A 12,593-nucleotide genomic window follows, 5' to 3' on the forward strand; every position below is an offset into this window, starting at 1 on the left:
ATGAAAGTATTTTGTCATCATATATACGAATACAAAAAAGGCTTGCGTAATCTGATTTTGCATACCATGGCGGCCGGTGATGTTGCAATGGCGATTAAGAAGTTAGACGCCAACCAAATAGATTACCGGATTTACCAGGTAACGAGTCAAAAGGTAAATGTATTTTTTGGAGCCAAAGAGTGCGTTGAAGTGATTGCATGTTTTTGTCACAAACCGCTAAATGAACTGACAACTGAGGAGGATTTTATTTTAGGAGCACTACTTGGTTATAACCAGGTCGTTCAATGCTCACGCTTCCTGAAAAGAAAGCAAAATTCCGCAATAAAGGATGCCTGCTGATATTTTACCTGTTATGAACGTATAGTCAACCATCAACTGCATATCAGCGATTGCATGCTGTTTATTAATATCGACTGAGTTCTATGTGTTTAGAACGGAAAAAAGATACTATTGAGATAGAACAATGTATAGTATTGGAGTGTTATTAATTAAACAGTTTTTGCCAGAGCCTATGATTAGATTAATGATTATACTGTTGTGCTTAGTTGCTGGTTTAGAAAGTAATGCTTCATACGAGACTGTATATTTTGTGGCCAGTGAAGATGATATCAATACAAAGTTATTGTTAGACAAAAGATCATCAGAAGATGCTTCACGTTGTAATATCTTTCAATTGGTCAACACGGGAGATACCCTAAAGTATAAAACTGTAAGTGTTGGAGAAATTCAGAATGAAGATGAGGTGCAGGGGCAAAACTTTTTGTTCTACGTTCATGGCTACGGAAAAGCCATTGATGATGTGATAGAGCGTTCACTCCTTATTCAAAAGCAATATGACGTAAGAGTGATTTTCTTTTACTGGCCGTATAGAAACAGTAAAGGCAGGCAAACCAACCTCAGGCAGGCTAAAAGAATTATTAGCGATTATCAACAGCAGTTTAACTTTTTTCTTTCGTTGCGCAATGAGTTTGCCGGTAAGTACCCTGATGCAAAGGTCAGTTTAATGGCTCACAGCCTGGGTAATCAATTTATAGAAGACTACGCTATGCAGTTTGCAGCTGGTGGCTCAGGACATCCTTTTGATAATGTTATTTTAAACAGTGCAGCTGTTGATGATAAAAATCATATACAGTGGTTGGCAAGGCTCAATATTCAAAATAACATTTATATCATTTCCAATAAGCACGATTTCCTGCTCAGGGGTCTGCAGTTATTTACCCATTCTAAACGACCTCTTGGAGTGCGGGTTAAAAGCGAACGTTTAAGTAATGTCAACTACATTGATATGTCTGACATAATTGGTCGTCAGAAGCCACGACATAACAGTCATTCTTTCTTTACCGGTGATATGACAGATAGTAAGGATGAGGTGTTTGCGATGTATCAGCAATTGTTTAACGGACTGTATTATACGGCTAATTAACAGGGGATGCAACCTTCTTAAAAATAGTTTGTCTAAATAAGATTTTTTAGAGAAACATTGATTGCGCATATGTTAAAAATTAATAAGAATTTACTTTCTTTGCAGCCTTATTAATTATATGTTGCAATAGTTCACTTATGATCAGGTTAAATAGCCAACAACCCCTAACTATGAATGATGTTTTTGACATCTTGATAAATGGTGAGGATGTTGAAGTTAGTTCAGAGAGTTACAATACTGTCGAAAAGAGTTTTGAATTCCTTAAAGAGTTCACGAAAGATAAAGTAATTTACGGCATTAATACCGGTTTAGGGCCAATGGCTCAATATCGAATTGATGATGATAAGCTAATAGACTTACAATACAATCTTATTCGAAGCCATTCGGCAGGAGCAGGAAAGAAAATCCCTTCCATATACACAAAAGCTTCAATGCTTGTTCGTATGCGAGCGATAATGCAAGGTCATTCAGGTATTCACCCGTCTTGTATTAAGCTGTTGCAACAGTTAATTAATGCTGATATCTATCCATTCCTGCCAGAACATGGTGGTGTGGGTGCCAGCGGTGATCTGGTGCAGCTGGCCCATATGGCTCTGGTGTTGATTGGAGAAGGTCATGTGACTTACAAAGGAGCGTTCAGACCAACAAAAGAGGTGTTTGAAGAGCTGAATATTGAGCCGATAGAGGTGAAGTTGCGCGAAGGTTTGTCGCTTATTAACGGTACCTCTGTGATGACAGGTGTTGGTTTGGTTAATGTCATCAAATCGAAGCAGCTGCTTAACTGGTCGTTGATAGCATCGGTTATGCTGAATGAGATTGTAATGTCATTTGACGACCACTTTTCAGTGGTTCTTAACTCTGTGAAAAAGCACGATGGTCAGGATCAGATCGCCGCATCAATGAGAAGTATCTTAAATGACAGCCAGCTGATTGCCCGCCGTGAAGATCATTTCTTTGCCAATAACGCCGATGAGCGAATCTTTAAAAGAAAAGTACAGGAGTATTACTCGCTTCGTTGTGTGCCACAAATCTTAGGTCCTGTATACGAAACTGTTGAGTCGGCCAATAAGGTTGTTATCAATGAAGCTAACTCAGTAAGTGATAATCCAATTGTTGATGTTGAAAATGAGAACGTTTATCACGGGGGTAACTTCCATGGTGATTATGTATCCTTAGAGATGGATAAGCTTAAGCTGGCGGTGACCAGAGTTTCAATGTTGGCTGAACGTCAGATTGCATTTTTATTCAACAGCAAGATAAACGAAATATTACCTCCGTTTGTCAACCTTGGCACTTTAGGACTTAACCTGGGTATGCAGGGAGTTCAGTTTACAGCAACCTCTACAGCCGCTGAAAATCAGACATTGTCCAACTCTATGTATGTTCATAGTATTACAACGAATAACGATAACCAGGATATTGTAAGTATGGGTACCAACTCAGCAATGCTTACAAAACGTGTTATTGATAATGCCTACCAGGTACAGGCAATTGAAATGATGGCTTTGTTGCAGGCCATCGATTATCTGAAAGTTGCAGACAAACTATCTTCATTCACCAAGAATATCTATGATGAATTAAGAGCTATTGTTCCTGTGTTTGTTGAGGATACTCCAAAGTATGAGGAGATTGAGAGAATGGTAAATCACTTGTTTAATACTTATGTGGAACTGCCCGAGGGCAAATAGTCTGCTAAGTGACATCTGATTGAAGAAGATAAAATAATACACAGATGAAATACGCACTAGTTACAGGAGGTTCAAGAGGAATAGGGAAAGCCATTTCAATAAAATTGGCACAACAGGGTTATTTTGTACTTATCAATTACCGTTCAAATCATGATGAGGCTAAAAAAGTGCTGGCCGAAATAGAAGAAGAGAATGGTAAAGGAGAGTTGCTGCCATTTGATGTCTCCAATGCAAAGGAAGTACAGGATGTATTGGGTGGCTGGATGAGTAAAAACGATCAGCAGATTGATATCCTGGTTAATAATGCCGGTATTACAGCTGATAACCTGATGGTTTTCATGACAAATGAAGAATGGGATAAGGTTATCACGACCAACCAGAACAGTTTCTTTTATGTTACCCGCCAGGTGCTTGAAGGCATGATTGTTAATAAGTTTGGACGAATTATTAATGTGGTATCCCTGTCAGGACAAAAAGGGCATCCGGGACAAGTTAATTATTCGGCGTCAAAAGGGGCTGTAATGTCTGCTACCAAGTCATTGGCAATGGAAATTGGTAAGAAAAAGATAACAGTTAACTGCGTTGCCCCGGGTTTTATCAAAACCGAAATGACTGAGCACATCGATGAGAAAATGTGGAAGAAAATGATTCCCCTCAATCGCTTTGGCGAAGCTAAAGAAGTGGCAGGAGTAGTGAGCTTTCTGGCATCAGATGATGCATCATATATTACAGGTGAAACAATTGCTGTTAACGGCGGAATGTATAGCTAATTACTATGGATAGAAGAGTTGTTATTTCAGGTGTTGGAATCTATTCGGTTCTTGGAAAGAATATTGAAGAAGTTACCAATTCATTATACAAAGGTAACTCGGGTATAGGTTTGGACCATGTTCGTAAGGAACTTGGATTCAGATCAATGTTAACAGGGATATTGGAACGCCCCAATTTAAAAAAACTTTTGTCGCGCAGACAGCGTATTGGAATACCTGAGCAGGGTGAATATGCTTACATGGCAACTGTTGAGGCTTTTGAAAATGCTAAAATTGACATGGATTTCCTGGAAAAGAATGAAGTGGGAATTCTGTATGGTAACGATAGTTCATCCATACCGGTGATTGAATCCATTGACCGTGTACGCGAAACAAAAGATACAACACTGTTAGGATCGGGTTCAATATTCCAAAGTATGAACTCAACCATTTCTATGAACTTGTCGGTTATCTTCAAGCTTCGTGGAATCAATTTTACCGTTAGTGGTGCCTGTGCCAGTAGCTCACATGCTGTTGGGATGGCCTATTTTCTTATTAAGCACGGATATCAGGATATTGTGCTTTGTGGAGGTGGTCAGGAAATTAACCCTGAATCAATGGGTAGCTTTGATGGTTTGTCAGCTTTCTCGGTTCGTCATGATCAACCTGAGGCTGCTTCCCGTCCATTTGATAAAGACAGGGACGGCTTAATTCCAAGTGGAGGAGGTGCTTCACTGGTTGTTGAAACACTTGAATCGGCCCTGAAAAGAGGTGCTGATATTGTTGCCGAGATAAAAGGATATGGTTTTTCATCCAATGGTGATCATATTTCTGTACCTAACCAGGAAGGACCAACCATTTCTTTGGAACGATGCCTGCAGGATGCTAATATGGCTGCAAAGGATATTGACTACGTTAACGCGCATGCCACTTCAACTCCGGTAGGAGATACGATGGAAGCCCGTGCCTTACATACTGTTTTTGGTAACAGCAATACGCCAATCAGTTCAACTAAATCATTGACAGGCCATGAAATGTGGATGGGTGGAGCAAGTGAATTGATCTACTCTTCAATTATGATGGACAAGTCATTTATTGCACCCAATATCAACTTTGAAACACCCGATGAAGATTCGGCAAAGCTGAATATTATTAGTAAAACAACAGAAAAAGATATGGATACAGTTCTTTCAAATTCATTTGGCTTTGGAGGAACAAACTCAACGATAATTTTATCGAAGTATAAGAAATAAAGAAGAATAGTAACCGACTACAAAGATGGAAAGAACAGAGATTAAGAAAATTGTTGATGAATTTTTGATCGACGAATTTGAGATTGAGCAGGATGTGATTGCTGATGATGCACACCTGATAGATGATTTAGGGTTAGAGAGCCTTGATTTTGTAGACATCGTTGTCATTATTGAAAAGGAATTCGGGTTTAAGGTTCAGCGCGAAGAAATGAAAGACATTCGCGTGTTGACCGACTTATACGAATACATTGAAAAGAATGCCTAATGAGTAAGTGGACGGGAAAGTCAAAAGGAAGTCCGCTTGGGTATCGAATATTTATTTCATTATTGAAAAAAGATGTTCGACTGGCATACCTGTTGCTCAAACCGGTTTCATTTTTCTATTTGATCTTCTCTGATAAGAAATCAATATTCCACTTTTATCATAAAAGGCTTAAGTATAGCAGACTAAAAACCATAAGAAGCATTTATGGCAATTATGTGTTTTTGGGTAAGGTATTAATTGACAAAATAGCCATTCTGTCGGGTCAGAAGGATCAGTTTACTTTTGATTTCGAAGGCGAAGAATATTTACACGAACTGGTTGAAAATAAGCAGGGAGGCCTGCTTCTTGGGGCTCATATGGGCAACTGGGAAGTAGCCGGTGAATTGCTTGAGCGCGTTGATTCGGTGATAAATATTCTAATGGTTGAGGTAGAACGCCAAAACCTGAAAGAAGTGCTTGAAGAAGCGATGGAAAAAAAGAAAGTCAATATAATACCTATAAAGGATGATATGTCGCACATGTTCAGTGTGATCGAGGCCTTTAAAAATAAAGAGTTAGTGGCCATGCATGGCGATCGTTTCGTGGAGGGAAGCCCGATCATTGAGCTTGATTTTTTAGGAGCCAAAGCAGCTTTCCCCATTGGTCCGATGATGCTGGCCAGTCGCTATTCCATACCTGTTAGCTTCGTTTTTACGCTAAAGGAAAGCAATCGCCACTATCACTTTTATGCTACAAAAGGAAAAGTTTACCCAAGTTTTCGCAAACCTGACCTTAAAAAGGCAACAACGGAAACAATGGTGTTTGAATACGTTCAATATTTAGAAAAGATGGTGCTGAAATATCCATTACAATGGTTTAACTACCACAAGTTCTGGAACAGCGAAAAATAATAAACTATGTCAGTAACCTACGGAAAAGACAATAAATCCGCTCTGCAAGCTAAATTCGATGCTCAAAAAATAGCGTTTGCTCCAATCATGTTTCAGGCTGCCCTGGCTTTGCGTAACCTGGGAATATTAGAGTTGATTAAATCGAAGCGAAAAGGAATTACCATTGCGTCTATAGCAGAAGAACTTAAGATTTCAGAATATGGTGTGAAAGTATTACTTGAAGCTGGTTTGAGCCTTGAGATGGTGATGGTAGAAAATGATTTATATAAAATTACCAAAACCGGGTGGTATATTCTTAGTGATGAGTTAACACGCGTGAATATGGATTTTACGCAGGATGTTAATTACAAAGGGATGTTCACACTGGAGGATTCTATCAAAGAGGGTAAACCTACAGGATTGAAAGAATTTGGTGAATGGCCAACCGTATACGAAGGATTGGCACACCTGCCTGAAAAAGCTAAGGAAAGCTGGTTTGCTTTTGACCACTATTACTCTGATTATGCTTTCCCGGAAATAATGCCAATCGTTTTCCGTAACAACCCTAAACGTATTTTGGATGTTGGAGGTAATACCGGTAAGTTTTCAATACAATGTGCCAAATACAACCCGGATGTTAATGTGACCATTCTTGATTTACCGGGACAGTTAAACGTGGCGAAGCAAAACATCGAGCAGAATGGTTTTTCTGATCGTGTTGACGGACATCCAATTAACCTTTTGGATCATTCAAATGCTTTTCCACAGGGAGCAGATATCGTATGGATGAGCCAGTTCCTTGATTGTTTCTCACAAGAAGATATCCTAGAGCTTTTAAAACGTTCATACAATGCCATTGATGAAAATGGGCGTGTATTTATCCTTGAAACATACTGGGACAATCAGGAGTTCGAAGCATCTACCTATAGCTTACATGCTACATCATTGTATTTTACCAATATAGCCAATGGCTGCAGTCAGATGTATCATACTGAAGATATGCTTGCGCTGGTTGATAAAGCAGGCCTGGAAGTTGAAGAAACAGTTGAAAATATTGGTGTTAGCCATACATTATTAATCTGTAAGAAAAAATAAGGTGAATTCCGGAGAAGAAATAAACTGGCCTGTTGAGGAGCTGATACCACAGCGTGATCCTTTCGTTTTTATTGATGGAGTAACACGGTTTAGCGATATCGCGGTTACAACAACTTTTGAGATAAAAGCCAGCAGTCCGTTTGTTAACGGAACCAGGTTTGAAGAGGCCGGCTTAATTGAGAATATGGCTCAGTCAGCCGCCGCACTCGAAGGATGTAACGCCAGGAAGAACAACAGTGCTGTTAAAATTGGCTTCATCGGTTCGGTTAAGCAACTTGAAATCATTAGCTGTCCGGAGATAGGGGATGTGTTGGAAACCCAGGTGACCATTGTAAATAATGCCATGGGTGTTAATATTGCTGAAGGAGTTGTGAGGAGTGGTAACCGGGAATTGGCAAAATGTGTATTGAATATCTTTCTTAAAGAGGATTAGACCATATGAAACAACTATTAAGCCTGCTACCGGTACTTGGTTTCAGAATATAAACCGGAGCAAAGCGAAGGCATTGGTATTGTTTATATCAACGAAGATATGGATAAGATTAATTCCAAAGCATTATGGTTGTTTGTGATATTTAATATTGCTACCCGGGAGGTGCTTGTCAAGAAACAATATACAATGAAACCATCCGGTTTCGGAATAAGAAACCACTGGGCCGGATCGTACCATCGCGTATTCAGGCAAAGTACATCGTAAGATTTTAAGAACTGGTAAAAAAGTTATTAGAAGAAGTGAAAGAATTAATCAGTATAACCACTACAAAAGTTCGTTTTAGCGAAGTTGATTCCATGCAGATTGTCTGGCATGGTAACTATGTGAAATTTTTGGAAGATGGACGGGAAGCTTTTGGAAAGCAATATGGTTTAGGATACTATGATGTATACGATCAGGGTTTCATGATCCCAATTGTTAAAGTGGATGTTGATTATAAAAATCAGGTTAAGTATGGTGATGAATTGGAAATCAAAACCATATTTAAAAGTGTTGAAGCTGCTAAGATCTACTTCAATTATGAAATAAGAAGGTTGTCAGATAAGAAAGTTGTAGCCAAAGCAACCACCATTCAGGTGTTTCTTGATACCAATGGTGAATTGCAGTTGACTAATCCTGAATTTTATTCTCAATGGAAAACAAAACACGGCTTGTAACATGGTAAGAGTAACAGCACACAATATAATTTCACCATTAGGTTGTACCAGCCAGGAAAATTTTGATCGGGTTGTTAGCGGGCAAACCGGTATCGCCTTGCAAAGCCGCGGTGAATTGTCTGATTCCGATTTTCAGGCAGCTTTGTTGGATATGGAGGTTTTAAAAGATAAGATTTCTGAACTTACCAATGCCGAGGAATTTACGAAGCTGGAGCAGCTGTGTTTATTGTCTTTAAATGAGGTATTGGAGGGTGTTGATGTTAAAAGTGACCGTACCGGGTTTATTTTTAGTACGACAAAAGGTAATATCACTGAAATTGAAGCTGACAGTCATTCGGAAAATGCTTTACTGGCAACGACAGCGAATAAAATTGCAGCTTACTTCGGCTTTCAGTCGCAGGCCCAGGTTATCTCCAATGCATGCATATCAGGACTGGCAGCTTTTGTTATAGCAAGAAGGTATATTGATGCAGGTATTTATGACAATGTGGTCATTGTGGGAGCTGATGTCTTGTCTAAATTCATTGTGTCAGGTTTTCAGTCATTTCAGTCACTGAGTGCCGAGCCCTGTAAACCATTTGATGGTGATCGCGATGGCTTGACCTTGGGTGAAGCAGTGGCCAGCGTGGTATTATCAAAAACAGATGCAATTGCTAATGCAGGCATAGAAGTAGTAAGTGGGGCCATTTCCAATGATGCCAACCATATTTCAGGGCCATCGCGTACCGGAGAAGGACTTTATCGGGCGATAACCCGAACTGTCGGATCAGATGATGCTGTGGATTGTATATGCGCTCACGGCACAGCAACGCCTTATAACGATGACATGGAATCATATGCCATTAGTCGTGCAGGATATGAACATACGCCGGTAAGTGGTTTAAAGGGGTACTTTGGTCATACGCTAGGGGCAGCCGGCGTTATCGAATCAATTATTTCAATAATGGCCATGCAAAATGACCTTGTGATAGGAACAAAAGGTACCGTTAATCAGGGTGTTGTTGCCCCTGTTTGTGTAGCCAAAGAGAATATACAAAAGCCAGTTTCTGGTCTCTTAAAATTAATGTCGGGCTTTGGTGGTTGTAATGCTGCTGTTTATTTTAAAAAGCATGGAGAATAGTCAGATTATTAAGGAAGTTAACATTGAGAATGGGAAAGTACTGGTTGACAACGCCGTTTTTTTCACTGGCGAAACCAATGAACCGGGGCCATTCCTGAAGTCTTTGTATAAGCGGCTCAACCTGAAGTACAACAAGTATTTTAAGATGGATCCCTTGAGTAAACTGGGTTTTCTGGCCACAGAAGTGTTATTACTCAATGAAGGTATAGCTAACGAAACCGACGAGGTGGCAATTGTTTTGGCCAATGCTTCATCATCTTTAAATACCGATGTTAAGTATCAAGAGTCAATAAAGGAGATTCCAAGCCCTTCGGTATTTGTGTATACTCTACCCAATATTGTCATAGGAGAAATAAGTATTAAGAATAAGTTTTACGGAGAACACATGTTCTTTGTACAACCATCATATAATAAAAAAGAATTATTGGATTATACAGCCTGCCTGTTTAACACCACACCATGCAAACATGCCATTGTTGGTTGGGTTGATGTTGATACAAGAGGCGATTATAGTGCAAGACTGATGTTATGTCAGAACAATAAATAAGGAATTATGAGCGAATTAAAAGAAGAACTAAAAAAGCAGCTAATTGAGCAGTTAAATCTTGAGGACTTTGAGGTTTCGGATATCGATGATAATGATTTGCTTTTCGGTGAAGACGGATTGGCATTGGATTCAATTGATGCCTTGGAGATCATTGTATTATTAGAGAAAGAATACGGAATTAAAGTGGCTGATCCCAAGCAGGGAAAAGACATTATGACTTCTGTACAAACATTGGCTGATTTTATCGAAAGCAAGCGATAGACTGATGAATGAAGGTATTGTTGTAACAGGTATTGGTGTTGTTTGTTCCATTGGAACAAATGTGCCAGAGTGCTTTAGCTCGCTGAAAAATGAACGTGCGGGAATTGAAGGTATTAAATATCTCAAGACTGTACATAAAGAGCGCTTTAAACTCGGAGAGGTGAAACGAAGTAATGAAGAGTTACTTCAGATGCTGTCGTTACCCATTGAAGACGCCGGTAAATATAGCCGTACAGCCTTGCTGGCTATGCTGGCCGGGCATGAAGCGCTTCAAATGGCTGAAAGGTCAAACGGGACAAAGCAAACCGGCGTAGTATCATCTACTACAGTTGGTGGAATGGACCTTACAGAGCATAAATACCTGAAACAACATTCTGACCAGTCATATTTACTAACACATCCATGTGGAGACTCAACCAGGCAACTGGCTAATTTTATAGGAGCCACAGGGTATTACACAACTCTTAATACGGCCTGTTCGTCAGGAACCAACGCCTTGATCCATGGCGTAAGATTATTACGTCACGGAATTGTTGAGCGTGTAGTCGTTGGCGGTGTTGACGCTTTGACCATGTTTACCCTTAATGGCTTCAATTCATTGATGATACTGGATACTGAGCATTGTAAACCTTTTGATCAGAACCGTAAGGGATTAAACCTTGCAGAGGGTGCAGGATACCTGGTTCTGGAAAAAAAGCAGGATGCAAAAGAATACCTGTGCAAGGTGCCTGGATTTGCCAATGCCAACGATGCCTATCATCAGACGGCATCATCACCTGAAGGTAACGGCGCCTATTCATCTATGTTACAGGCCTTGGAGATGAGTGGTTTGTCAAGCACTGACATTGACTATGTAAATGTGCATGGAACGGGTACCAACAATAACGATTTGTCAGAAGGAGTGGCCTTGAACCGGCTATTTGGAAAAGGAAAAGTGCCACACTTTTCATCTACCAAGTCCTACACAGGTCATACCCTGGCCGCCGCCGCTGGTGTAGAAGCTGTATTTTCTGTTCTGGCTATTCAAAATGATATTGTTTATCCCAACCTTAACTTTAAGGATGCAATAGAAGATCTTGACCTGGTGCCCAATACTAAAGTTATTGAAGGTGCTGGTGTTAATCATGTAATGTCTAACTCGTTTGGGTTTGGAGGCAACAATTCAACTGTGATTTTCTCGAAATAATATGAAGCTTTATATTAAATCATCGGATTGTATCAGTGCACAAGCCACTTTTGAAAGTGGATTGCCTGAAGAAATAAATCAGGCTGAAGAAGGTCGTTTGAATTGTCTTAAGCCAGAGTATAAGAAATATATCAGCCCGAAACTGTTAAGGCGTATGAGCCCCATCATCAGAAATGGGGTGAGCTGCAGCTTATCGGCGTTGAAGGCAGCCAATATTGATGTGCCTGACGCCATTATTGTTGGAACAGCTCTGGGCTGCCTGAAAGACACAGCCAGCTTCCTGACCCAATTGATCGAGGGAAATGAAGAGCTACCTAATCCTACGCATTTTATTCAGTCAACACACAACACGATAGCCGGGCAATTGGCACTCTTACTCAAGTGTACCAACTATAATTTCACCTTCTCGCAAATGCACAATTCATTTGAATGTGCCTTGCTTGATGCCCAGTTAATGCTACTGGATAAACAGGCCAATAATGTATTGGTGGGCGGTGTTGATGAATTACCTGATGTAAGTTATGAATTAACGAAGGATCTGGACTGCTATAAAAAGGCGACCCTGGGCGAAGGGGGAGGTTTTTTCGTTGTAAGCCATGAAGCTGCTGAGGTAGAGCTAAAGGGGATTAAGATCATCAATTCTGAAACATGCGATATCGTTGAAGAACTAAAACACTTTAACCTGGGTGTTGAAGACATCGATGCGGTTGTTGGTGGTGACCAGGTCGAAAATGATTCAACTTATACCCAGGTACATGAAACATTCTGTAACACACCTTACGTTTGGTACAAACCATTTGTGGGGGAGTTTGGTACTGCTTCGTCGGTAGCCTTATGGGTGGCGACCAAAGCCATTGAAGAACAATGCATACCTCAGTGCTGGATGAAAAGTGGTAAAGATTCCGGCACTTATAACAATATATTGGTATACAATAATGTTGGTGGTGAACAGAGCATTATGATATTGTCAAAAAACTAATAACATGCG

Annotated in this window: 16 protein-coding genes; all 16 read left to right on the plus strand. The window is 40.0% G+C overall.

Annotated features, from left to right (window positions below; translation table 11 throughout):
• The 16 genes from ACRD69_RS03625 (at window position 1) to ACRD69_RS03700 (ending at window position 12,584) form a co-directional block, all read left to right on the plus strand.
• Entirely contained in the window at window positions 1-339 is a 339-nt protein-coding gene (locus ACRD69_RS03625) for a DUF2023 family protein (RefSeq protein WP_430813700.1), read from the plus strand.
• A 172-nt stretch (window positions 340-511) separates the two neighbouring features.
• Entirely contained in the window at window positions 512-1,423 is a 912-nt protein-coding gene (locus tag ACRD69_RS03630; RefSeq protein ID WP_430813701.1) for an alpha/beta hydrolase, read from the plus strand.
• A gap of 170 nt (window positions 1,424-1,593) precedes the next feature.
• A complete protein-coding gene (gene flxA, locus ACRD69_RS03635) occupies window positions 1,594-3,111 on the plus strand; it encodes a flexirubin biosynthesis tyrosine ammonia-lyase FlxA (RefSeq protein ID WP_430813702.1) in 1,518 nt (505 codons plus the stop codon).
• 44 nt (window positions 3,112-3,155) lie between these two features.
• Window positions 3,156-3,881, plus strand: a complete 726-nt coding sequence (gene flxB / locus ACRD69_RS03640) for a flexirubin biosynthesis SDR family reductase FlxB (RefSeq protein WP_430813703.1) — start codon at window positions 3,156-3,158, stop codon at window positions 3,879-3,881.
• A gap of 5 nt (window positions 3,882-3,886) precedes the next feature.
• Window positions 3,887-5,113 (plus strand): beta-ketoacyl-[acyl-carrier-protein] synthase family protein, encoded by a 1,227-nt coding sequence (locus ACRD69_RS03645; RefSeq protein WP_430813704.1) that lies wholly within the window; start codon window positions 3,887-3,889, stop codon window positions 5,111-5,113.
• Window positions 5,114-5,138: 25 nt separating this feature from the next.
• Window positions 5,139-5,378: an acyl carrier protein gene (locus ACRD69_RS03650; protein ID WP_430813705.1), complete on the plus strand. Its 240-nt coding sequence runs from the start codon at window positions 5,139-5,141 to the stop codon at window positions 5,376-5,378.
• Complete coding sequence (locus tag ACRD69_RS03655) at window positions 5,378-6,268, plus strand: lysophospholipid acyltransferase family protein (RefSeq protein WP_430813706.1); 891 nt, start codon at window positions 5,378-5,380, stop codon at window positions 6,266-6,268. Before ACRD69_RS03650 ends, ACRD69_RS03655 begins: the two co-directional genes overlap by 1 nt.
• A gap of 6 nt (window positions 6,269-6,274) precedes the next feature.
• A complete protein-coding gene (locus ACRD69_RS03660) occupies window positions 6,275-7,342 on the plus strand; it encodes a methyltransferase (RefSeq protein WP_430813707.1) in 1,068 nt (355 codons plus the stop codon).
• A gap of 1 nt (window position 7,343) precedes the next feature.
• Window positions 7,344-7,775: a hotdog family protein gene (locus ACRD69_RS03665; protein ID WP_430813708.1), complete on the plus strand. Its 432-nt coding sequence runs from the start codon at window positions 7,344-7,346 to the stop codon at window positions 7,773-7,775.
• A gap of 36 nt (window positions 7,776-7,811) precedes the next feature.
• On the plus strand, window positions 7,812-8,039 hold the full coding sequence (locus ACRD69_RS03670) for a hypothetical protein (RefSeq protein ID WP_430813709.1): 228 nt from the start codon (window positions 7,812-7,814) through the stop codon (window positions 8,037-8,039).
• Window positions 8,040-8,074: 35 nt separating this feature from the next.
• Window positions 8,075-8,491: an acyl-CoA thioesterase gene (locus tag ACRD69_RS03675; protein WP_430813710.1), complete on the plus strand. Its 417-nt coding sequence runs from the start codon at window positions 8,075-8,077 to the stop codon at window positions 8,489-8,491.
• 1 nt (window position 8,492) lies between these two features.
• A complete protein-coding gene (locus ACRD69_RS03680; protein WP_430813711.1) occupies window positions 8,493-9,611 on the plus strand; it encodes a beta-ketoacyl-[acyl-carrier-protein] synthase family protein in 1,119 nt (372 codons plus the stop codon).
• Complete coding sequence (locus ACRD69_RS03685) at window positions 9,601-10,158, plus strand: hypothetical protein (protein ID WP_430813712.1); 558 nt, start codon at window positions 9,601-9,603, stop codon at window positions 10,156-10,158. The genes ACRD69_RS03680 and ACRD69_RS03685 overlap by 11 nt, the downstream gene beginning before the upstream one ends.
• Window positions 10,159-10,164: 6 nt before the next feature.
• A complete protein-coding gene (locus ACRD69_RS03690) occupies window positions 10,165-10,419 on the plus strand; it encodes a phosphopantetheine-binding protein (RefSeq protein WP_430813713.1) in 255 nt (84 codons plus the stop codon).
• 4 nt (window positions 10,420-10,423) lie between these two features.
• On the plus strand, window positions 10,424-11,605 hold the full coding sequence (locus ACRD69_RS03695; protein ID WP_430813714.1) for a beta-ketoacyl-[acyl-carrier-protein] synthase family protein: 1,182 nt from the start codon (window positions 10,424-10,426) through the stop codon (window positions 11,603-11,605).
• A 1-nt stretch (window position 11,606) separates the two neighbouring features.
• Entirely contained in the window at window positions 11,607-12,584 is a 978-nt protein-coding gene (locus tag ACRD69_RS03700; protein WP_430813715.1) for a beta-ketoacyl synthase chain length factor, read from the plus strand.
• Window positions 12,585-12,593 lie beyond the last annotated feature (9 nt).

The sequence above is a fragment of the Carboxylicivirga agarovorans genome, from assembly GCF_050589845.1.
Lineage (GTDB): Bacteria > Bacteroidota > Bacteroidia > Bacteroidales > Marinilabiliaceae > Carboxylicivirga > Carboxylicivirga agarovorans.

Bases quoted from the DNA above. Each gene is read 5' to 3' on its own strand.
- ACRD69_RS03625 (WP_430813700.1), top strand. From the start codon at position 1: ATGAAAGTATTTTGTCATCATATATACGAATACAAAAAAGGCTTGCGT.
- ACRD69_RS03680 (WP_430813711.1), top strand. From the start codon at position 8,493: ATGGTAAGAGTAACAGCACACAATATAATTTCACCATTAGGTTGTACC.
- ACRD69_RS03685 (WP_430813712.1), top strand. From the start codon at position 9,601: ATGGAGAATAGTCAGATTATTAAGGAAGTTAACATTGAGAATGGGAAA.
- ACRD69_RS03700 (WP_430813715.1), top strand. From the start codon at position 11,607: ATGAAGCTTTATATTAAATCATCGGATTGTATCAGTGCACAAGCCACT.
- ACRD69_RS03645 (WP_430813704.1), top strand. From the start codon at position 3,887: ATGGATAGAAGAGTTGTTATTTCAGGTGTTGGAATCTATTCGGTTCTT.
- ACRD69_RS03650 (WP_430813705.1), top strand. From the start codon at position 5,139: ATGGAAAGAACAGAGATTAAGAAAATTGTTGATGAATTTTTGATCGAC.
- ACRD69_RS03695 (WP_430813714.1), top strand. From the start codon at position 10,424: ATGAATGAAGGTATTGTTGTAACAGGTATTGGTGTTGTTTGTTCCATT.
- ACRD69_RS03690 (WP_430813713.1), top strand. From the start codon at position 10,165: ATGAGCGAATTAAAAGAAGAACTAAAAAAGCAGCTAATTGAGCAGTTA.
- flxB (WP_430813703.1), top strand. From the start codon at position 3,156: ATGAAATACGCACTAGTTACAGGAGGTTCAAGAGGAATAGGGAAAGCC.
- flxA (WP_430813702.1), top strand. From the start codon at position 1,594: ATGAATGATGTTTTTGACATCTTGATAAATGGTGAGGATGTTGAAGTT.
- ACRD69_RS03655 (WP_430813706.1), top strand. From the start codon at position 5,378: ATGAGTAAGTGGACGGGAAAGTCAAAAGGAAGTCCGCTTGGGTATCGA.
- ACRD69_RS03660 (WP_430813707.1), top strand. From the start codon at position 6,275: ATGTCAGTAACCTACGGAAAAGACAATAAATCCGCTCTGCAAGCTAAA.
- ACRD69_RS03630 (WP_430813701.1), top strand. From the start codon at position 512: ATGATTAGATTAATGATTATACTGTTGTGCTTAGTTGCTGGTTTAGAA.